Annotated in this window: 11 protein-coding genes; 9 read left to right on the top strand and 2 right to left on the bottom strand. The window is 71.6% G+C overall.

From position 1 onward, the window contains the following. Positions 1-3: 3 nt before the first annotated feature. A complete protein-coding gene (locus tag AC1MFI_RS00190; protein WP_479818649.1) occupies positions 4-243 on the bottom strand; it encodes an acyl-CoA carboxylase subunit epsilon in 240 nt (79 codons plus the stop codon). Continuing rightward, on the bottom strand, positions 240-1823 hold the full coding sequence (locus AC1MFI_RS00185) for an acyl-CoA carboxylase subunit beta (RefSeq protein WP_479820944.1): 1584 nt from the start codon (positions 1821-1823) through the stop codon (positions 240-242). Before AC1MFI_RS00185 ends, AC1MFI_RS00190 begins: the two co-directional genes overlap by 4 nt. A 247-nt stretch (positions 1824-2070) precedes the next feature. Here AC1MFI_RS00185 and AC1MFI_RS00180 point away from each other — a divergent pair, with 247 nt between their 5' ends. The 9 genes from AC1MFI_RS00180 (at position 2071) to AC1MFI_RS00140 (ending at position 23192) form a co-directional block, all read left to right on the top strand. Continuing rightward, positions 2071-2940, top strand: a complete 870-nt coding sequence (locus AC1MFI_RS00180; RefSeq protein WP_479818647.1) for an SDR family oxidoreductase — start codon at positions 2071-2073, stop codon at positions 2938-2940. Positions 2941-3015: 75 nt separating this feature from the next. Beyond that, positions 3016-3897, top strand: a complete 882-nt coding sequence (locus AC1MFI_RS00175) for a biotin--[acetyl-CoA-carboxylase] ligase (protein ID WP_479818646.1) — start codon at positions 3016-3018, stop codon at positions 3895-3897. Positions 3898-3899: 2 nt separating this feature from the next. Next, the gene (locus AC1MFI_RS00170; RefSeq protein WP_479818645.1) at positions 3900-4493 is read left to right on the top strand and encodes a PH domain-containing protein; all 594 of its coding nucleotides are present in this window, start codon (positions 3900-3902) and stop codon (positions 4491-4493) included. After that, positions 4490-5740 carry an adenylate/guanylate cyclase domain-containing protein gene (locus AC1MFI_RS00165; RefSeq protein WP_479818644.1) on the top strand — a complete coding sequence of 417 codons (1251 nt, stop codon included), beginning with the start codon at positions 4490-4492 and terminating at the stop codon, positions 5738-5740. Before AC1MFI_RS00170 ends, AC1MFI_RS00165 begins: the two co-directional genes overlap by 4 nt. Positions 5741-5918: 178 nt before the next feature. Then, positions 5919-12026, top strand: coding sequence for an Ig-like domain-containing protein (locus AC1MFI_RS00160; RefSeq protein ID WP_479818643.1), 6108 nt, complete (start codon positions 5919-5921; stop codon positions 12024-12026). A gap of 118 nt (positions 12027-12144) precedes the next feature. Beyond that, positions 12145-18213, top strand: coding sequence for an Ig-like domain-containing protein (locus AC1MFI_RS00155; RefSeq protein WP_479818641.1), 6069 nt, complete (start codon positions 12145-12147; stop codon positions 18211-18213). A 78-nt stretch (positions 18214-18291) separates the two neighbouring features. Next, entirely contained in the window at positions 18292-19263 is a 972-nt protein-coding gene (locus tag AC1MFI_RS00150; protein ID WP_479818639.1) for an AAA family ATPase, read from the top strand. Between the two features lie 45 nt (positions 19264-19308). Continuing rightward, entirely contained in the window at positions 19309-20712 is a 1404-nt protein-coding gene (locus AC1MFI_RS00145; protein ID WP_479818637.1) for a DUF58 domain-containing protein, read from the top strand. After that, on the top strand, positions 20709-23192 hold the full coding sequence (locus AC1MFI_RS00140) for a transglutaminase TgpA family protein (protein ID WP_479818635.1): 2484 nt from the start codon (positions 20709-20711) through the stop codon (positions 23190-23192). The genes AC1MFI_RS00145 and AC1MFI_RS00140 overlap by 4 nt, the downstream gene beginning before the upstream one ends. Positions 23193-23207 lie beyond the last annotated feature (15 nt).

The following is a 23207-nucleotide window of genomic DNA, read 5'->3' as shown; positions in this document are numbered from 1 at the left end:
GTGTCAGCGGACGCTGCGCCGCCACGAGCCTGGCCCCGGCGTCGGGCCGAGCCGCAGCATGGCCCGCCGCACCCAGGACCGCCCGTGGAGCGGCGCGTCGTCGGCCTCGCCTGCCCCCTGCAGGGCGACGACGACGGCGGTGAGTGCCGCGAGCTCCTCCTCGCTCGGCCGACCGGCGACCACGGAGAGGAGGGCCGGGCCCTCCTCCGGGATGTCGCCGGGCGTGCTGTCCTGCGCGGTCACAGCGGGATGTTCCCGTGCTTCTTCGCGGGGTTCGACGCCCGCTTGTCGCGGAGCGCGCGCAGCCCGCGGACGATCTGCAGGCGCGTCTCCGACGGCGCGATCACGGCGTCCACATAGCCGAGCTCGGCCGCCTGGTACGGGTTCAGGAGTTCTTCCTCGTACTGCTGGACGACGTCGGCCCGCGTGGCCTCGACGTCACCTCCGGCGGCGGCGACGGCCTTGAGCTGGCCCCGGTAGAGGATGTTGACGGCGCCCTGCGCACCCATGACGCCGATCTGCGCCGTGGGCCAGGCGAGGTTGAGGTCGGCCCCGAGCTTCTTCGAGCCCATGACGATGTACGCGCCGCCGTACGCCTTGCGCGTGATGACCGTCAGCGTCGGCACCGTGGCCTCGGCGTAGGCATAGAGCAGCTTGGCGCCGCGCCGGATGATGCCCTGGAACTCCTGGTCCTTGCCGGGCAGGAAGCCGGGGACGTCCACGAGGGTCAGGATGGGGATGTTGAAGGCGTCGCAGTGACGCACGAAGCGGGCGGCCTTCTCCGAGGCGTTGATGTCGAGGGTGCCCGCGAACTGCAGGGGCTGGTTGGCGACGATACCGACGGTGTGGCCCTCGACCCGCGCGTAGCCGGTGACGATGTTCGGCGCGTAGAGCGCCTGCATCTCGAGGAAGTGGCCGTCGTCCACGATCGCGTCGATGACGGCGTGCATGTCGTACGGCTGGTTCGCGGCGTCCGGGATCAGTTCGTCGAGTGCGAGGTCCTCCGCCGTCACCTCGGGCTCCTCCACGAATGCCGTCAGGGGAGCCTCCGCGAGGTTGTTCGAGGGCAGGAAGTCGAGGAGCTCCCGCACGAAGCCGATGGCGTCCGCCTCGTCGCTCGCGAGGTAGGCGGACGTTCCCGTCGTCGTATTGTGCTGCCGCGCCCCGCCGAGGGTCTCCATGTCCACGTCCTCGCCGGTCACCGTCCGGATGACGTCCGGCCCGGTGATGAACATGTGCGAGGTCTTGTCCACCATCACCACGAAGTCGGTCAGCGCGGGGGAGTAGGCCGCCCCGCCGGCGCACGGTCCCATGATGAGGGAGATCTGCGGGACCACCCCCGAGGCGTGGACGTTGTTGCGGAAGATGTCCGCGAACATCGCCAGCGACGCGACGCCCTCCTGGATCCGGGCGCCCCCGCCGTCGTTGATCCCGATCACGGGGCAGCCGTTGCGCAGGGCGAAGTCCTGCACCTTCACGATCTTCTCGCCGTTGACCTGGCTGAGCGAACCGCCGTAGACGGTGAAGTCCTGGCTGTAGATCGCGATCAGCCGGCCGTCGACGGTCGCGTAACCGGACACCACGCCGTCGCCCAGCGGCCTCTTCCTCTCCATGCCGAACGCGGTGGAGCGGTGGACCGCGAGGGCGTCGAACTCGACGAAGGAACCCTCGTCCACGAGCAGGTCGATGCGCTCGCGGGCCGTGTTCTTGCCACGGGCATGCTGCCGCTCGATCGCCTCGGGACCGGAGGGCTGCTCCGAGAGCGCCTTGCGCCTCCGGAAGTCCTCGAGCTTCCCGGCCGTCGTGGTGAGGTCGGGCTGCAGGTCCTGGTGCATTGGTACTCCGGTCGGCGGGTGGCTGGGGCAGGCGCAGGGGAATCCCCAGCCATGACTGGAGGATTCCGACAACGAGCGGCGCTTTTCGACCAGTCTAGTGAGGATTCCGGGGCCGGCCGTTGTAGGAGGTCTACAGTTTCCGCTGCGATCGCTTAGTGGTGCCACCGATGTTACCCATGAGTAACATCGGTGCGTCGGGGACTGTCCGCCCGTCCCGGCCGCTTATGGTGGAGCCATGACTGCACGCAATGGAGCTCAGGAGTCCCCGGCGCCGGGAACCGGTCCCACCCTCGCCGGACGGACCATCATCATGTCGGGCGGAAGCCGCGGGATCGGCCTGGCCATCGCCCTGCGTGCGGCCCGTGACGGCGCCAACGTGGCCATTCTGGCCAAGACCGGCGAGCCGCACCCGAAACTCGAGGGCACCGTGTACTCCGCGGCGGAGCAGATCGAGGCCGCCGGCGGGCGGGCCCTCCCGATCGTGGGCGATGTTCGCAACGACGCGGACGTCCGGGCCGCCGTGGACGCGACCATCGATGCCTTCGGCGGGATCGACGCCGTCGTGAACAACGCCTCCGCGATCGACCTCTCGAAGACGCCCGAGGTCGACATGAAGCGTTATGACCTCATGGCCGACATCAACGTCCGGGGCACCTTCATGCTGAGCAAGTTCGCCCTCGATGCGCTTCGGAGGTCCGCCAACCCCCACATCCTGACGCTCTCGCCACCGCTCAACCTCGCCCCGAAGTGGGCCGGCATGCACCTCGCCTACACCATGGCCAAGTACGGCATGAGCCTGACGACCCTCGGCCTCGCCGAGGAGCTCAGGGAGGACGGCGTCGCGGTCAACTCGCTCTGGCCCGCGACCCTCATCGACACCGCCGCCATCCGCACCATGCCCGGCGGGCAGCGCATGGTGCAGGCGGCCCGCAGCGCGGAGATCGTGGCGGACGCCGCGCACGCCGTCCTCGTGCGCGCAGCACGGACGTGCACCGGCAATTTCTACACGGACGAGCAGGTGCTGCGGGAGGAGGGGATCACCGACCTCACGGGCTACAGCCTCGGCGCTCCGGAGGACCAGCTCGTACCGGACATCTTCCTCTGACCGTCCTCCTCGGAATGTCCTCCTCCGGCGCCCGGCTCCGGAACGGGAGGCGCCGGGCCGGATAGGATCGATGCCATGTCCTCCCGCTACTCCAATCTCGAGCGCCCGGGCCTGAACCTCGGCGCACTGAGGACAGCCCTGTGCATGCCGTCGGGTCCGTTCTCGCGCCTCGACATCGTGCCCAGCACCGGTTCCACGAACACGGACCTCGTGGAACACGCAGAGCGGGAGCCGGCCGGCTGGCCCGATCTCAGCGTTCTGGGCGCCGAGGTCCAGACCGCCGGCCGCGGCCGGCTGGACCGCAGCTGGATCGCCCCGGAACGGTCCTCGCTCTTCGTCAGCGTGCTCCTGCGGCCCTTCAACCGGCACGGGCGCCCCGTCCCCACCACGGCCTACTCCTGGTTCTCCCTCCTCGCGGCCCTCGCGCTCGCGGAGAGCGTCGAGGACCGCACCGAGATCGCGCCGCAGCTCAAGTGGCCCAACGACGTCACGGTGGACGGCCGGAAGCTCGCCGGCGTCCTCGCGCAGTTCGTGCCCGGCGCCGGTGCCGAGCCGCCCGCTGTCGTGGTCGGGATCGGCCTCAACGTCAGCCTCACCGACGAGGAGCTCCCGGTCCCCACCGCCACGAGCCTGCTGCTCGAATACGCCGGGACCACCGACCGCAACATCCTGCTCAAGTCCTTCCTGCGATCGTTCGCCGACTCCTACCGCGCCTTCTGCGACGTCGACGGCGACGCCGAGGCAGCCTGGGACGGCGGGCCGTCCCTCCGGGCGCGCGTCGGCGCCCGCATGGCGACCCTGGGCCAGGACGTCCGCGCGGAACTCCCCGGCGGCGGAGTGCTGACGGGCCGGGCGCTGGCCCTGGACCCGCGCGGCGCGCTGGTGATCCGTGACGACGACGGCGAACGCCACACCATCTCGGCGGGCGACGTCGTGCACCTGCGCCCCCAGGCGTAGCCGTGCGCGTCAGACTGCTGCCCGGGGAGCGGGTGCTCGTGCGGACCCGGCCCAATCCGCTGCCGCTGGTGGGGCCGGTGCTCGCAGGCTTCCTCGTCCTCGCCGTCGGAGGGTTCGCCCTGGGGTATCTCTCGCGGCGGGACCTGACCGGCCTCGCCGACTGGCAGCCGCTGGTCCTGCTGCTGGTACTCGCCGCCGTCCTCCTGCTGCTGCTGCGCGTCGTGGTGCGCCCCCTCGTCCGCTGGTCGAGCAACCGCTACGTCCTCACGAGCATGCGGCTCATCCACCGGCGCGGCGCCACCCGGCGCACGGAGCACCAGATCAGCCTGTCCGCGATCTCGCAGCTGCAGACGGACCAGGGACTGCTCCAGCGGATGGTCGGCAGCGGCACCCTCGTCGCGGACCTCGGCTTCGACCGCTCGCACGCCTACCGGGACGTTCCGCAGCTCGGGACGTTCAAGGAGTACATGGTGCAGGCGATCAGTGAACTCCCGCTGACCCGCATGTTCGATGGTGTAGACATGGAGATCGATCCCGAATACGCCCGTGGTGGCGCGTCGCGGGCACAGCAGGAATGGAGGGGCGAGCGATCGTGACAGGCGAGGACCGCCACGAGTCCGGCCAGGCGGCGGATTCCGGGACCGCTGCCGGGGGCCCGAGGGCCACGGGGCAGTCCGACGACGCCCCCGAGGCCGCTGCCTCGACGGCGTCGAAGGCCGTGTGGCAGCTCCAGCCCGACATGGCGACCGTCGGCTCCGACGCCGATCAGCTGTCGGACGACCCGAAGGACGCGGTCCCCATCGAGCTCGACCGCGAGACGATCCGCCGCCTCGAACGCGAACTCCTCGGCGCCGAACGCACCCTCAAGCGCCGCGATATCGCCGCGGGAGCCGGCGTCTCCCTCCTGTCCGCCCGCAAGCTCTGGCGTGCCATGGGCTTCCCCAACATCGGCGACGACGACATCGCCTTCACCGAGAAGGACCTCGGCGCGCTCACCACCATCATCGACATGGTGCGGCAGGAGCAGCTGACCGAGGACGCGGCCATCTCGATCACCCGCGCCGTGGGGCAGATGACGGACCGCATGGTGGTCTGGCAGATCGAGGCGATCGTCGAGGAGATGGTGGCCCAGCGCGGACTCTCGGACGCCGATGCCCGCAAGACCCTCGTCTCCGAGCTCCCGGACCTGATCGAGCCGCTCGAGAAGACCCTCGTGTACGCGTGGCGACGGCAGATGAACGCCGCCGTCCAGCGGCTGGCACTGCGCGCGGAATCGGGACTGCGCTCCAGCGAGGCGGGGCGCGACGGCGACGAGCAGGACGCGCCGCTGCCGCTCGCCCGCGCGGTGGGCTTCGCGGACCTCGTCTCCTACACGAGCCTGTCACGGCAGATGAACGAGCGGACCCTGGCGCAGCTCGTGCAGCGGTTCGAGAACAAGTGCGCCGAGATCATCTCCGTGGGCGGCGGGCGCCTCGTGAAGACCATCGGCGACGAGGTCCTCTACATCGCCGAATCGCCCGAGGCCGGCGCGGAGATCTCGCTGGCCCTCGCCAAGGCCTTCACGGAGGACGAGTTCCTGCCCTCCGCGCGCTGCTCCCTCGTCTGGGGGCGGGTGCTGTCCCGGCTCGGCGACATCTACGGCCCGACCGTCAATCTCGCAGCCCGGCTGACGGCGCTCGCCGAGCCGGGGGAGGTCCTCGTCGACTCCGGCACGGCCGCGACCCTCGAGCACAACGAGAAGTTCGTCCTGACGCCCCACGAGCCCCGGCAGGTGCGCGGGTTCGGCGAGGTACGGCCCGTGACCCTGGCCCGGGGCACCGGCACGGGCATCATCCTCGACTGACGCCGGACCGCCGGACAGGAGGGGAGTACTCCCCCTGCCGACGCGTTGGCACATCCGGGCGGTCGTGCGAGACTGCTAGCGGCCCCCTGGAACGCTCAGCCCTCCCTCTCGAGCGGCTCGCCGGTTCACGGGTGGAGCGCAGTACCGGGAAAAAAATGGGGCAATAAGGGTGAAGTTCGTGGGTCTCAACCGCATGCAGCCGAAGCACCGCCGTGCCATGTCCGCGGCCGTCGTCACGACGGTGACCGGCGCCGTGGTGGCCGGTGCGCTGCTCTATCCGGGCTTCGCGACCGCCGACGTGGACCTGAACGACGGCGGTGTGTGGGTCACCAACGGCAACCTCGGCATGGTGGGCCACCTGAACTACCAGTCGCGCCTGCTCGACGGCGGCTATGCGGCCAACAGCGACGCCTTCGACATCCAGCAGCACGCGTCCACCGTCTTCAACATCAACTCCGACCAGTCGAAGATCAGCCCCGTCGACATCGCGAACGTGGTCCGCGGCACCGAGGTGCAGCTCCCCGGCGCCGCCGTCGTCAGCCTGGGCGGCACGACGGCCACCGTCACGGACCGCTCCTCGGGATCGGTCTGGATCACGACGACGGCCGAACTCGCCGCGTTCAGCGATCAGGAGGAGGACCCCGTCTCGACCGGTCCCGGATCCGTCGCCGCCGTCTCCGCGACGGGCCGCGTCATCGTGGCCGACCCCGACGCCGCCGTCATCACCACCTACGACGTCCGGAAGGACGGCACCTGGGACGAGCCGGACGTCAGGGAGGCACCGGAGCTCGCCAACACCGGGGACCTGCAGGTGGCAGCGGTCGGTGAGGACGCCGTCGTCCTCGATCCCGCCTCCGGCCTGGTGATCCTCCCCGACGGCACGACGACCTCCTTCGAGGACACCGAACGCGCGCAGCTGCAGCAGAGCGGGCCGGCAGCCGGGTCCGTGTCGATCGCCACGGAGACCTCCCTCATCCAGCAGCCCCTCGACGGCGGCGATGCGTCGTTCACGGAGATCGGCAACGGCCTGCCGGCCGCGCCCGTGGTGCAGGGCACCTGCCTGCATGCAGCCTGGACCGGCGCCGCGACGTACCTCCGCGACTGCCGCGACGACGCGGACGACAAGCGTGAGGACATCCCGAACCTCGGGGCGCAGTCCGAGCTCGTGTTCCGCGTGAACCGCGACATCGTGGTGCTGAACGACATCGCCGCGGGCGACGTATGGCTCGTGCAGCAGAACCTCGAACTCGTGGACAACTGGGGGGACATCGTGCCGCCGAAGGACGAGTCGGACGAGGAGGACGAGGAATCGGCGAGCGAGAACCCCGTCAACACGCTGCCCGACCGCTCCGGTGAGAACCGGCCGCCCGTGGCCACCGACGACAGCTTCGGGGCGAGGGCGGGCCGCACCACCATCCTCAACGTGCTCGACAACGACACTGACCCGGACGGGGACCTCCTGACGGCGACGCTCGCGGGTGACCAGCCGGCGTCGGGCACCGTGCAGAGCATCTACGACGGCGCCGGCATGCAGATCGTGGTGCCGGAGGACGCTCCGGTGGGCCGCAGCACCTTCCGCTACGCCATCGAGGACGGGCGCGGGGGAGAAGCCGGTGCGTCCGTGACCGTCGACGTCCGCGGCCCGGACACCAACGAGGCGCCACGCGCACAACGCCCGACGACCATCCTCGTGGAGCAGGGCCGCAGCGTCAGCCAGAACATCCTCACCACCTGGGAGGACCCGGACGGCGACGACCTGTTCCTGGTCAGCGCCGACCCGACCCCGGACGGCGACCAGGTGCGCACGCGCTCCGACGGCCTGCTCACCTTCCGCGACGTCGGCAAGGGTCTCGGGGTGAAGGAGGTGCGGATCGTCGTGTCCGACGGCCTCGAGCAGGTCGAGGGCACCATCGTGTTCGACGTCCGCGCCAACGGCATCCTCCCGCCCGTCGCCAACTTCGACCACTTCACGGCGATCGTGGGGCAGGAGGTGCAGCTGTCCCCGCTGAAGAACGACCTCGACCCGGCCGGCGGGCAGCTCAGCCTCGCGAAGGCGGAGGCCACGGCCGGCGATGCCCCGATCACACCGGACTACGACACCGGGACCATCGCGTTCACGCCCACCGCGGCGGGGACGGTCTACCTCGAATATCTCGTCACCAACGGCCCGCAGACCGCGAGCGGGCTCATCCGCGTCGACGCGACCACGAGCGGCAGCCGGGGTGCACCGGTCGCCGTCCGCGACGTCGCCCTGCTCCCGCGCAACGGTGACGTCCTCGTGGACGTCCTCGCCAACGACACGGACCCCACGGGCGGCGTCCTGGTGGTGCAGTCCGTGACCACGTCGGAGGGTTCCCCCGTCGACGTCGCCCTGCTGGACCACAACATCCTGCGCATCCACGACGTGCGCGGGCTCAACCAGCAGACCACCCTCCGGTACACGGTCTCCAACGGTATCGCGTCGGCCACCGGTGAGGTGAGCGTGCTCTCCGTCGCCGGCCCCGAGACGCTCCTGCCGCCGCAGGCCACCCCGGACACGGCGACGGTGCGGGCGGGCGACGTCGTCAACATCCCCGTGCTCGACAACGACACGCACCCCAACGGGGACGCCCTCACGCTGGATCCCGTCCTCGCGCAGGGCGTGGACCCGGCCGACGGGCGCATGTTCGCCTCGGAGAACGTCCTGCGTTTCGTCGCGGGACCGACCGCCAAGACGGTCTACGCGATCTACACCGTCCGGGACACCACAGGGCAGGTCGACTCCGCGGAGGTGCGCATCACCATCAAGGCGCGCGACGACGCCAAGAACACGCAACCCGTACCGAGGAACCTCGAGGGCCGCGTCATCGCCGGATCCACCGTCCGCATCCCCGTACCCCTGGACGGCATCGACGCCGACGGCGATTCGGTCTTCCTGACCGGCATCGACAGCGCGCCGAAGCAGGGCGCCGCCATCCCGGGCACCAACTACATCGACTTCACGGCCTCCGCGACGGGCGCCGGGACCGACTCCTTCACCTACAAGGTGCGCGACCGCTTCGGGCTGGAGAACACGGGCACCGTGCAGGTGGGCATCGCCCCCGCCGCGGAGGCGAACCAGAAGCCCATCGCCGTGAACGACGGCGCGATCCTCCGCCCCGGCCGTGCGATCGCCGTCGAAGCGCTGCGCAACGACTCCGACCCGGACGGCGACCCCGTCCGGCTCGACCCGGACGGGCTGTCCGCGACGCCGGCCGAGATGGCGCCCGAGGCGAAGGACGCCAGGGTGCTGTTCACCGCGCCCGAACAGCAGGGCACATTCAACGTGCGCTACCGGGTGGTCGACGGCCGCGGCGGCGCCGCCGACGGCAACATCACGGTGACGGTGGACCAGAACGCCGAACTGCTCCTGCCGATCGCCCGTGACGACCGGGTGGAACCCGCGGAGACACGCGGCGAGACCGCCGTCGACGTCCCGGTGCTCGACAACGACGAGGATCCCGACGGCGTCCGCGAGGACCTGGCGGTGACGGTGGACCCCGAGTTCACGAACGTCTCGGTCAGCGACGACAACGTGGTGACGGTGGACCTGACGCAGGAGGACCAGCTCATCCCGTACCAGGTCGAGGACATCGACGGCGGTGTGGCGCGGGCGGTCATCTGGGTGCCGAGCCTCAGCGAGCAGTACCCCACCCTCGCGTCCGACGCCCCGATCGACGTCACGGCCGGCGAGGACCTCGCGCTCGACCTGCGGGAGCTCGTCGAGGTGCGCGAGGGCCGCACGCCGCGCATCACCGTGGCGGAGAGGGTCGCGGCCATCGGCGTGGACAACGCCGGCGAGCTCATCCGGGACCCCTCCACCCTCGTGTACGGAGCGGACATCGGCTACGCCGGCCTCGGCTCCATCACGTTCGAGGTGACCGACGGCGCGGGTCCCGACGACGCCGACGGTCTCACCAGCACCCTCACCGTCCTCGTCAACGTGATCCCCGCCCCCGAGACGAACCTGCCGCCCACCCTCGCCTCCGCGTCCCTCGAGCCCGCGACGGCGGAAGCCGCGGTGTCGCTGGACCTCCGGGAGCTCGCCTCGGACCCGAACCCCGAGGACGCCGATTCCCTCGTCTTCGCGCTCGAGGGAGACGTGCCCGCCGGATTCCAGGCGCGGCTCGACGGCTCGGTCCTCGAGGTGGGCGCGGACGACTCCGCGCGCATCGGGACGGTCGGGCAACTGGGCATCTCGGTCTCGGACGGCGAGGAGGAGGCCGTGAGCACCGTGGCGCTCACCGTGCTCGCCTCCAGCAGGCCACTGGCCGTCGCCAACACCGATGTCGTCCCGAAGGCCATCCAGGGCGAGCCCGTCACCGTGCCCGTACTGGACAACGATGCGAACCCCTTCGAGGACACGCCGCTGACCATCATGGACGTCACCGCGGACGGCAACGGCAGCGCCTCCCAGCAGGGTGACGCCGTCGTCGTCACGCCCTCCGACACGTTCGTGGGCAGCATGACGGTCCAGTACACCGTGGGGGACAAGACAGGGGAGAGCAACCGCTTCGTCACCGGGCGGATCCAGCTCACGGTCGAGGGCAAGCCGGGCATCCCGGGCACCCCGACCGTCGAATCGACGCGCAGCCGGACGGTGGTGATGTCCTGGGATCCTCCCGCCAGCAACGGCTCGCCCATCACGGGCTACACGGTCACGAGCACCAACGGCTTCAGCCAGGAGTGCCCGACGACGACCTGCACCATCACGGGCCTGACGAACAACGTCGAGTACGTCTTCCAGGTCACGGCGACCAACGCCAACGGCACCTCGGACGCCTCACCGGCGAGTGCCCCGGCCCGTCCGGACACCAAGCCCGACCAGCCCGCACCTCCGACGCTCGTCTTCGGTGACGGCTCGCTGACGGTGAACTTCACGCCGCCGGGCAACGAGGGCTCGCCGATCGAGGGCTACGATCTGCAGATCTCGCCCGCTCCGCCGAGCGGGGCCACCCAGCGGGCCGCCGCCGGCAGCCCGCTGGTGTGGGAGGGGCTGGAGAACGGCACCGCCTACAAGGTGCGCGTCCAGGCCCGCAACGCCGCACCGGATCCCTCGGACTGGAGCGACTACTCGGCGGCCGAGACGCCCGCCGGGCTGCCCGGCGTACCGCAGGCGCCGACGACGACGCGCGCCCAGTCGGTCGGGGCGCAGAGCCAGCTCGGGGTCGACTGGAACGACGCCGGTCCCAACGGAGCCCCCGTCACGAAGTACCAGGTGCAGGAGTACCGCGGGGGCACGCTCGTGCGGACCCTTCCCGAGGTGCCCGCGTCGCAGCAGACCATCACGGTCGACAACGCGGAGGCGGACTACTCCTACGCGGTGCGCTCCTACAACAAGGCCGGCTGGTCCGCGTACGGGGCGCCGTCGGCGCCGCGGCGCGCCGTCGGCAACCCCGCGCCGCCCACGGCCCCGCAACTCGTCGAGGCCGACACCGGAGGGGCAGGACGCTCGGTCACCCTCACCTACGCCCCGCTCTCGGCCGCGCAGCGCAACGGCGCCCGCGAGAACGAGGTGGCGTACCAGGCGAGCTTCAACGGCGGCGGCTGGCAGGCCATCGGCCAGAACCAGACCGTGGGAGGCTTCACCAACGGCTCCGACGTCTCGGCGAGGATCCGCGCCATCGTCACCAGCGACGGCGCGAGCTACACCAGCGAACCCGGGGCGGCATCGGCCGCGGTGAAGCCGTACGGATCACCGGGAGCCGCGACGGCGTCGGGCCGCGACGGCGGCAAGGAGCAGAAGCGCCTCGACCTGGGCTGGGGCGCGCCGAACACCTCGGCCCACGACGTGCGGCAGATCCAGATCAGGATCGACGGCGGACGCTGGGAGGACGTCGGCAACTCCGGCAGCCGGACGATCACGACGGACGGCTACAACGAGCGGCACACGATCGACGTGCGCTCGCTGAACTCGCGCAACCAGGAAGGGCCCATCGCCTCGGCGGCAGCACGCAGCGGGGATGCGCCGCCGCCCAAGCCGACCCAGTGGACCATCGCGGCCGGCGGCCCCGAACTGGACACCCGCAGCTGCATGGATCCTCGGACCTCGACGAACTTCAACGAGGCGACCAGGGACTGCGCCGGCGAGCACTGGATGTACAGCGGGAGCTCGCTGGAGTCGAACTGCTTCATCACCCGCAGCAGCGGGCCGTGGTACCGCCAGCTGTCCGGTCCGAACCGGGACGCCAACAATGACGGCCTCTTCCTCAAGGGACTCCACACGGACTACCGGAACGGTCCACCCGCCGGCATGCCGCCGTGCTGACCCCTCGATGGGCAGCACCCCATGGGGAGTCCTGCCCATCGAGGATCGGTCCCCTCCGCCGCTACACTGATCCAGGCACCGGTCTCAGGAGTGCCACAGGTCTCCCGGGGGAAATAGCGTGAAGTTGTCCGGTCTCACCGCGCGCAGGCGCAGGTCCATCAGCGCGCTGTCCTTGTCGGTGGTGGGCGCGCTCGCGGTCACGGGCGCCGTCGTCTATCCCGGTGTCCGCACCGCCGACGTCGACCTCAACGACGGCGGCGTCTGGGTCACCAACAACGCCCAGGGCAAGGTGGGCCACCTCAACTACCCGTCCCGCACCCTCGACGGCGGCTTCGTGGCGAACAGCAACTCGTTCGACGTCCACCAGAACGCGGCCACGGTCTTCACCGAGAACCGCGACGTCGGCGCCCTGAACCGGGTGGACACCGCGAGTGTGACGACCGGCGAGGAACAGGCGCTCCCCGAGTACGACGACGTCCTGCTCGGCGACCGGTACGCCGTCACCGTCCAGTCCGCCGACGGCACGGTATGGGTCGGGGACACCACGGCCCTGGCGAGCCTCACCACCGAGGACGCCACGCCGCTCGTCGAGGGCGCTCCGGGAACCGTCGCGGCCATCGGCCCCGACGACACCGTCGCGGTCGCCGACCCGCAGGCCCACACCCTGACGACCTTCGTGCTGGAGGACGGCGCCTACGCGGAGCCCGAGACCACCACGGCCCCCGAGATCACCGGCGAGCTGCAGGTCGCCGTCCTGGGCCGGCACGCCGTGGTCCTGACCGGCAGCGGCGACCTGGTCACGGCCGACGGCGACGTGCGGGCGCTGCCCGAGGCCACCGACGCCGTCCTGCAAGCGAGCAGCATGGACTCCGACCGGGTGGCCGTCGCGACGTCGTCGGCCCTGCTCGAAGTGCCCCTGGACGGCGGCGAGCCGACGGTCACCGCCACCACGACCTCCGGCAGCGCCATCGCCCCCGTGCAGCTCGACGGCTGCATCCACGCGGCCTGGACCGGCTCCGCCGAGTACGTGCGGCAGTGCCGCAACGACGCCGACGACGACACGGGCGGCATCCCGTCCCTCGGGGCGCGTTCGGAACTCGTCTTCCGCACCAACCGCGACGTCGTGATCCTCAACGACCTCGCGGGCGGCAACGTGTGGCTCGTGCAGCAGGACATGGTGCTCGTGGACAACTGGGACGAGATCATCCCGCCGCCCGAGGAGAGCGACGAGGAGGACCAGGAATCGGCGGACGAGAACCCGCTCAACACCCTGCCGGACCGCACGGGCGAGAACCGGCCACCCGTGGCCGAGGACGACTCCTTCGGTGTGCGGCCGGGCCGGACGACGCTGCTCCCGGTCCTCGACAACGACTCCGACCCCGACGGCGACGTCCTCACCGTCACGCTCCAGGGCGATGACCCGCCGGTCGGCACGGTCCAGCCGGTCTACGACTCCACCGGCCTCCAGATCGTGGTGCCAGGTGACGCCGTGCCGGGCCGGCACACCTTCGACTACCGGATCGACGACGGCCGCGGCGGCACGGACACCGCCAGCGTGCAGCTCGACGTCCGTTCCGACAGCGCCAACGAGGAGCCGTCGCCCAAGCGCGCGACCCGGCTCACGGTCGAGCAGGGCGCCACCATCACCGCGAACATCCTCTCCGACTGGGAGGACCCGGACGGCGACGACCTCTTCCTCCGGTCCGCGACCATCGGTACCGAGGGTGACCAGGTGCGCACGCGCGACGACGGGCAGCTGACGTACCGCGACGCCGGCGGCACGCTGGGGCAGAAGGAGATCACGGTGCAGGTCTCCGACGGACGCGACACCGCCGAGGGGACCGTCCTCCTCGACGTGCAGCCCACCGGCAACGTGCCGCCCGTGGCGAACTCGGACCACATCACGGTCGTGGCCGGGCAGGACGTCGTCGTCGCCCCGCTCAAGAACGATCTCGACCCGAGCGGGCGGGGATTGCGCCTCACACAGGTCACGCCGCCCGAGACGGCGGCCGTCACGCCCGACTACGAGCTCGGCACGTTCACCTTCTCCTCGACCACGCCCGGCACCGTCTACGTGCCGTACGTCGTCGCCAACGGCCCGGCGACGGCGGAAGCGCTGGTGCGCGTGGACGTCACCCCCGAGGGCGGGGCGCCCGGCGACCCCATCGCCGTGCGCGACGTGGCACTTCTGCCGACCGGCGGGCAGACCCTCGTCGACGCCCTCGCCAACGACACCGACCCGGGCGGCGGGGTGCTCGTGGTGCAGTCCGTCGAGCTCCCGCCCAACAGCGAGCTGAACGTCGCCGTCCTCGAGCACAATGTCCTCCGCGTGACGGACGCCCGCGGCCTCCGCAACCCCACCGCCTTCACGTACACCGTCTCGAACGGGACGAGCAGCGCGACGGGCCAGGTCTCCGTGCTGCCCCTTCCCGCACCCGAGAAGCTCGAGCCGCCGCGGGCCGCGGCCGACGACGTCACGGTGCGCGCGGGCGACGTCGCCACCGTCAACGTGCTCGAGAACGACGTCCACCCCAACAACGCCGAGCTGACGCTCGCCCCCGAGCTCGTGGAGCTCCCGAGCGAGGGCAGCGGGCTCATCGCCGTGTCCGGCGATTCCATCCGCTTCAAGGCCGGGACCGCGGCGGGCACCTTCCACGCCGTGTACGCGGTACTCGGCCCGGACGGCCAGACCGACTCCGCGCAGGTCACGTTCCGGGTCAAGCCGGCGACGGCGGAGAACAACGCGCGTCCCACGCCCAGGGCGCTGGAAGCACGAGCCATCGCGGGCAACCCCACGAGGATCGTGATCCCGCTCGACGGCATCGACCCCGACGGCGACTCCGTCTCGCTCGTGGGCATCGAACAGGCCCCGACGAAGGGCACCGCCGTGGTCGGCGCCACCTTCATCGAGTACACCGCGGCGAGCGACGTCACGGGGCAGGACGCCTTCAGCTACGCGGTCGAGGACCGCTACGGCGCGAGGTCCACGGCGACCATCCTCGTCGGGATCGCCCCGCCGTCGGCCTCGAACCAGCCACCGGTGGCCGTCGACGACGCCATCGCCGTCCAGCCCGGCCGGCGCGTGAGCGTCGACGTGCTGAAGAACGACTCCGACCCGGACGGCGATCCGCTGTCCGTGACGCTCGAGGGACTCGACCTGCCGGCGGCGCTGCAGGCCGAGATCATCGACGGGAAGCTCTTCTTCGACGCGCCGTCGGAGCCGCTGACCACCGCCGTGCCCTACCTCGTCTCCGACGGCCGGGGAGGGGACGTGGTCGGCACCGTCCGCATCGAGGTCTCGCCGACGGCGCGCCAACTCGCTCCCGTGGCCTTCGACGACCGCGTCTCCTTCGCCGACACCCGCGGCAGGACGGCCGTGGACGTCCCGGTCCTCGACAACGACGTCGACCCGGACGGCGCGTTCGACGAGCTCGCGATCAGCTTCCCCGAGAACACCGAGGGAGTGGCCGCAGTGGACGGCGGGCTCGTCAACGTCACCCTGCAGCCCACGGCGCAGCTCGTCCCGTACCAGGTGACGGACCCGGACGGCCTCAGCTCCGTGGCCTTCATCAGGGTGCCGGGCCTGGCCGACCAGCGTCCCGCGCTCCGCGACACCGAGCCGCTCGAGGTGCAGAGCGGCGACGAACTCCTCCTCGAGCTCGCGGACCTCGTGGTGGTGCGCGAGGGCCGGACCGCCGCCATCACCGAGGACTCCACGGTGTCCGCCATCGCGTCCGACGGCGGGGCCCTGGTGCGCGGCGTCTCCACCCTCGCGTTCACCTCGGCCACGGACTACTCCGGTGCCGCGTCGGTGACCTTCGAGGTCACGGACGGGACGTCCGCCGATGATCCCGAGGGCCTCACCTCCGTGCTGACCGTCGGCATCCGGGTCCTGCCGGATCCCGACCGGAACACCCCTCCCACGCTGACCTCCGGCGGGCTCGAGGTGGAGCAGGAGGGCTCGGGGCGGCTGGACCTCGCCGGACTCGCCGCGGACGAGGACCCGCAGGACCGCGACGCCCTGGCGTTCTCGATCGTCGGCGACGCGCCGGCGGGTCTGTCCGCGCGGCTCGACGGATCGGTGCTCGAGGTCGGCTCGTCCGGCGCGACGGCCGGCACCCGCGCCGTCCTCCGCGTCGCCGTCGAGGACCCCCGCGGCGGGCGTGCGGAAGCGATCGTCGACGTCGTCGTCGTCTCGTCCCGCCTGCCCCTCGCCGTGGCGGGTGACGACGTCCTGGGCGATGCCGAGCAGGGCGAGACCGTCACGGTACCCGTGCTCGCCAACGACACCAATCCCTTCCCCGACACACCGCTGCAACTGCTGAGCGCCGACGTCGAGACCGGTACGGGCTCCGCATCGGTAATCGGCTCGGAAGTCAGTGTCACCCCGGCGGAGGACTTCGTGGGCACGATGGTGGTGCGCTACCGCGTGGGGGACCGCACCGGGGCCGCCGACCGGCAGGTGGACGGCCGGATCCGGCTGACCGTTCGGGGGCGCCCGGACGCCCCGACCGCACCGTTCGTGGTGGAGGTCCGCAACCGTACGGTGGTCCTCGAGTGGGACCCGCCGGCAGCGAACGGCACCCCGATCACCGGGTACACCGTGCAGGGCACCAACGGCTTCAGCCAGTCCTGCCCCTCGACGACCTGCACGCTGACCCCGCTGACGAACAACGTCGAGTACACCTTCACCGTCACGGCCACCAACGAGGTGGGGGAGTCGGATCCGTCCGCCGCCTCGCCCGTGGCACGCCCCGACGAGAAGCCTTCCACGCCCGGGGCGCCGACGCTGACGTTCGGCGACGGTTCCCTCGCGGTGCAGTGGGCCGTTCCGCCCACCGAGGGTTCGCCGGTGGAGAGCTACGACCTCGAGATCTCCCCGGCGCCACCGGGAGGCGGAGCGCTGCGTGCCGGAGTCCAGGGGACCTCGCTCGAATGGACCGGGCTCGCCAACGGCACGCCGTACCAGGTCCGTGTCCGTGCCTACAACCGCGCACCGGACCCGTCCGAGTACAGCGCGTACTCGGCAGCGGAGATCCCCGCCGGCGCCCCCGCGGCGCCGACTGCCCCGGCCTCGGCCCTCGGGTCCCGCGGCGGCGAGGCCAACTCGGTGATGAACGTGTCCTGGGCAGCACCGGACAGCAACGGCGCGGAGATCCAGGGCTACACCCTGACCACCCTGCAGAACGGCAGCGCCGTCACCAGCACCGAACTCTCCGGATCCCAGACGTCCTCGCCCGTCACGGTCGCCAACTCCGAGGCGCCCTACAGCTTCACGGTGACAGCCCGGAACAAGGCCGGGGTGTCGGCCGCGAGCGCGGCGTCCGCGCCGCGGCAGGCCTCCGGCGCACCGGGTGCCGTGCCTGCGCTGACGGCCACGGAGGGCGACCGCTCCATCAGGGTGGCCTTCGGCGAGGCGGCCCGGAACGGCGCACGGCCGGAGCAGCTCGCCTACGAGTACAACCTCGGCGGCGGCTGGCGCCCGGTCCCGGGGGACCGCGTGATCCGGGACGGCGTCAGCAACGGCACCACGTACCGCGTGACCATGCGGGCGGTGAACACCGCCGACGGGCAGGCGCTGCCCGGGCCCGAGTCCCAGTCCGGCGCCGTGGTGCCCTACGGCGCGCCCAACGCTCCCGGCGTACAGGCCCAGGCGAACGGGATGTCCGTCCGCTTCACCGTCACCGCGCCGTCGTCGAACGGTCGGGAGATCACCGGCTTCGACTACACGACGTCGGACGGCCAGGCCGGCAGCTTCGGGCCCGCCGGGGGATCGATCGACAAGGGCGACACGGCGAACACCTCCTGGAGCATCCGGGTGACCACGCGCGATTCCGCCGGGCAGCGATCGGCGGAGGCCACGGCGCAGGCCCGGACCGCTCCGACCACCATGGACATCGGCAAGGGGCCGCAGAATCCCGCGATCACCTCCGAGGACACCTACTGGGAGATGTTCCGCGTGAACAACTTCCCGGCCGGCCGGCACCGGGTGAGCTGCTACGCGGACCAGACGCTCGGCGGCACCACGGCGTATGAGAGCGGCTTCGACGACTTCCCGGTCTCCGGGACCTTCCAGAGCCGGGTCTGCTACGGCAAGTTCGATCCGAAGTCGACGACGCCGGGATACCTGAGGGTCGTCGTCGACGGCGTCGGGGAGTTCAGGGCCGACGGCGGCTGGGACTTCTAGGCGCCACGGCACCAGCACCACCGGATACAGCACCAGCACGACCAACGACAGCACGACCAACGACAGGAAGAACGAACGATGGCAATGACAGCAGAGCAGGCAACCTGGTTCGCCGGCACCTTCGACAAGCTGGTGGGCAACGTGGGCCAGGCGGTGCTCGGCAAGTCGCAGGTGGTGCGCCTCGTGCTGACCGCCATGCTCGCCGAGGGGCATGTGCTCCTGGAGGATGCGCCCGGTACCGGCAAGACGATGCTCGCGCGTTCCCTCGCCGCCACCGTGCAGGGCACGCACTCGCGCATCCAGTTCACGCCCGACCTCCTGCCCTCGGACGTGACCGGCGTGACCATCTACGACCAGAAGACGCAGGCCTTCGAGTACCACAAGGGGCCCATCTTCGCGAACATCGTCCTCGCCGACGAGATCAACCGGGCGTCCCCCAAGACGCAGTCGGCCCTCCTCGAGGTCATGGAGGAATCCCGGGTCACGGTGGACGGCGTGAGCTACACCAACGAGCGGCCCTTCATGGTCATCGCCACCCAGAACCCGATCGAGCAGGCCGGCACCTACCGCCTGCCGGAAGCGCAGCTCGACCGCTTCCTGATCAAGACCGAGATCGGCTACCCGGACCACGCCTCCACCGTGCAGCTGCTCAGCGGCGCGGCCACCCGCGACCGCTCGCTGGCCCTGACCCCGATCATCACCACCTCCGCCGTCGTGGAGATGGCCAACCTCGCCGCGGAGACCCACGTGGATTCCGCGGTCCTCGAGTACATCTCGCGCCTCACGGAGGAGACGCGCACCGCGCCGGAGACCCGCCTCGGCGTGAGCGTCCGCGGTGCCCTCGCGATGGTGCGCGCAGCGAAGGTGTGGGCCGCGGGACAGGGCCGCCACTACGTCCTGCCCGACGACGTGAAGGAACTGGCGCCCTTCGTCTGGACCCACCGCTTCGTGATGGACCCGGAGGCCGAGTTCGCCGGCGCCACCCCCGAGGCCGTCCTGCGGCGCGTCCTCGCGGACGTGTCGGCGCCGCAGCAGCGCGCGTCCGCCTAGCGCCACCCACGCACCATCGAGCACGCAGAAGACAGCAGGCACACCATGGCAACCTCCACCACCGAGAACCGGGCCCGGCGCGGCGCCCGTCCCGGCCGCGGCACGACGTCGGGCGTACCGCCCGTGCACGGTCGGCAGGGCCGCGCCCCGCGCGCGCCCCGGCCCGAGCGCCGGCGGGACCGCCCGGGCGGCGCCCTGCGGCCGGGCTCCCTCGCCGCCGAGTCGGGCCGGTACCTCCGCGGTGCACTCGCTCCCGCAGCGCACCGGGCGAGGGACCTCGGAGCGGGGCTGCTCGGTCCCGTGGTGTCCATCGTCAGTCCTCTCGGCCGGCTCCTGATCGGCGCCGTGGCGTGCCTCTGGATCCTCGGAGCGCTGCTCGGCTGGAGCGAGGCGCTCGTGGCCGCCGTCATGGGAACCCTCCTCGTGCTGCTCGCGATCGGCTTCATCCTCGGCCGCTCCTCCTACGGGGTGGAGCTGGACCTCGCACGCACGCGGATCGCGGTGGGGGACAGGGCCGTGGGCAGCGTGTCGGTCTCCAACACCTCGGACAGGGCGCTGCTGCCGGCGTCCCTCGAACTGCCGGTCGGCGCTGCGACGGCGATCTTCCACCTCCCGCGGCTGGCTCCGGGGCAGGTCCACGAGGACCTCTTCAGCATCCCCACCCAGCGGCGCGCGGTGATCGTCGTCGGTCCCGTCCGGTCCGTCCGGGCGGACCCGCTGAGCATCCTGCGCCGCGAGGTGCTGTGGACCGACCCCACCGACCTCTTCGTGCATCCGCGCACCACGCCGCTGACCGGCTCGGCCGCGGGGTTCATCAAGGACCTCGAGGGCCTGCCCACCAAGGAACTCTCCAGCGCCGACGTGTCCTTCCACGCCCTGCGCGACTACGTGCCCGGCGACGACCGCCGGCACATCCACTGGAAGACGACGGCGCGCACGGGCAAGCTGATGGTCCGCCAGTTCGAGGAGACCCGCCGGTCCCACCTCGCGGTCGCGCTCTCCACCAACCTCAACGAGTACGCGAGCGAGGCGGAATTCGAGCTCGCCGTCTCGGTCGCGGGATCCATCGGCCTGCAGGCCATCCGGGAGCAGCGCAACCTCAGCGTCCTGACCCAGGGCGGTCCGCTCCGGACCGAGACGGGCCGGAACCTGCTGGACGACATGACGCGGCTCCAGGGCCGCGGGATGCGGGCCGGCGCACCGGACCTCGCGCGGACGACGGCGGACAGCGTGCCCAACGCGTCGGTGGTCTTCTTCGTCGTGGGCCCGGAGGTGACGCCGTCCCAGCTGAGGTCGGCTGCCGCCTCCATCCCGCCCGGCATTCGCTGCCTCGCGATCCGCTGCGTCACGGAGGGCCAGCAGAGCCGCGCCACCATCGGTGACCTCACCGTCCTGACCCTCACCGCGCTCGACGACCTCGCGCTCGTCCTCCGGAAGGCCGCAGCATGAGCCGCCGCCCCGCCGCAGCCCCTGCGGCGCCGCACCTGCGGGCTGCGCCTGCCGTGCCGCGCCGCCAGGCCGCCATCGACGCCGGCGTCCTCCTGCTCCTCCTCGGCCTCGGCGTCCTCGGCTTCGGACCGACATTCGGCGGCGACCTCCGCTACCTCGTGGCGGGCTTCGCCGGCGTTCTGCTGGGCCTCGGCCTGGCGTGGGCCGGGCGGCTCCGGCGCTGGGGCCTGTGGACCATGATCGGCGCCTTTCTCGGGACGTACCTCCTCCTCGGCCATGCACTCGCCGCCCCGCAGGAGGCGTTCCTCGGATTCCTGCCCACGCTGCAGTCCCTGCGAATCCTGATCCTCGGCGTCGTCTTCTCCTGGAAGGACATCCTGACCGTCGCGGATCCGGTGGGTACCGCCAGCGGCATGCTCGTGGTGCCGTTCCTCGCCGCGATGATGTGCGCGGTGGTGGCCGGCACCCTCGCATGGCGCCTGCGGACCCCCTACTGGACCATGCTCCCGGTCCTCGCGCTGTTCGTCGTCGGGATCGCCTTCGGCACCGACCGCGCCTCTCTGCCCGAGGTCCGCGGCATCCTGCTCGTCGTCGGAGCCATGGCCTGGCTCGCCTACCGCCGGGACATCGCGCGCACCGACGCCCGCACCCGTGGTGCGGCGGACCCCGCGCAGGCCGACCCCGCGACGGCCCGCTCCGGCAGGAACCGGCGGCTGGCCCTCGGTGCCGGAGTCCTCGCGGCGGCGACCGCGCTGACGCTCATGATCAGCCCCGTGGTCGCCGCCGGGCAGGACCGCAGGGTACTGCGCGACGTCGTCGAACCGCCCGTGGACCTGTTCGCCTATCCCAGCCCGCTCACCAGCTTCCGCCGGTACGTGAAGGACAACTCGGACACCGTCCTGTTCACGGTGGACGGCCTGCCCGAGGGGGAGCGCGTCCGGCTCGCCGCGCTGGACGCGTACGACGGCGTGGTCTACAACGTGAACCCGCAGGCCGCGGGGAACTTCGCCCGCGTGGGCGACGCCCAGCAGCTCGGCGACGTGGACCCGGACGACCTCGACGGCGGCACGAGCGCGCAGCTGACCTTCGACATCAGGGACTACACCGGTGTCTGGCTTCCCGCGGGCGGCGACGTCGAGGGCGTCCGGCTCGGCGGGCCGCGTGCGGAGGAGCTCGGCCGATCGCTGTACTACAACGACGACGCGCGCACCGCGCTCTCGACCGTCGGCGTGCAGCCCGGTGACACCTACGAGGTCAACGCCGTGTTCCCCGAGACCTTCACGGAGGAGCAGCTGGCGCAGTACGGCTTCGCGAACCTCACGCTGCCGCGCGTCCAGAACGATCCCCCCGTCGTCGCAGCCAGGGCCAGCGAGTACATCGGTGCCGTCTCGGAGCCGATCGAACGCGCGCGGCGCCTCGAGCAGGTGCTCAGCGCGCAGGGCTTCTTCAGCAACGGCAAGGAGGACGAGGCGAAGTCGCTGCCGGGACACGGCGCCGCACGCATGCTGAGCCTCCTCGACGCCGAGCAGATGGTCGGCGACGACGAGCAGTACGCCGTGGCCATGGCCCTCATGGCACGCAAGGTCAACATCCCTGCGCGCGTGGTCATGGGCTTCTACCCGGACTGGGACGAGGTCGGCGCTGCCGAGGGGCCCATCGAGATTACGGGCGAGGACGTGCACGCCTGGGTCGAGGTCGCCTTCGACGGCGTCGGCTGGGTGGCGTTCAACCCCACGCCGCCCGAGGACAACGAGCCCGTACCGCCGCAGCAGCAGCCAAAATCCTCGCCGAAGCCGCAGGTGCTGCAGCCGCCGCCCCCACCGCAGGAGCCCGCCGAGCTCCCACCCGACTCGGCCCCCGAACCCCAGGACGCCGAGGAACGCGAGAAGGACCTCCTCGACGAGCTCGCGCCCTACCTCGCCATCATCGGGATCGCCATGATCCCCGTCGTCGTCCTGCTCGTCCCGCTCCTGCTCGTCGCGCTGCTCAAGCGGAAGCGGCGCAGGCGCCGCCAGTACGACGGCATGCCGGCGGACCGCGTGGGCGGTGGCTGGAGCGAGGTGCTCAGCCTGGCCACGGACCTCGGGGCGGCGACGAACCCGCGGTCCACGCGACGCGAGAGCGCCCGCGACCTCGGCGCGGCCTTCCCGGCGAGCCGTGAGTCCACGACGCTCCTCGCGGCGAGGGCCGACGCCGGGATCTTCGCCGCGGGTGACCCGAGCGAGGATGAGGTCCGCGACTACTGGCGCGACGTGCACACATCCCTCGAGGGGATGCGCGGGTCGGTGGGTTTCTGGAAGCGCCAGCGCGCGCGGTTCTCGCCGCGGTCGCTCCTGCGGGACTCCGGGGCCCGGAAGCGCGGTGCGGCCGCGCGGCGGCCCGCTGCCGGGTCCGGCAGGAGTGCGGGCGAGCGGTCCGGCGAGGATACCGGCCCACGCTCCCGTCGGCGCAGGCGGGACCGGACGGGGGAGACCCCGTGACGGGCGGCAGCACAC

The organism is Arthrobacter sp. BC5, assembly GCF_056680255.1.
This window is presented reverse-complemented; position numbering and strand designations above follow the sequence as displayed.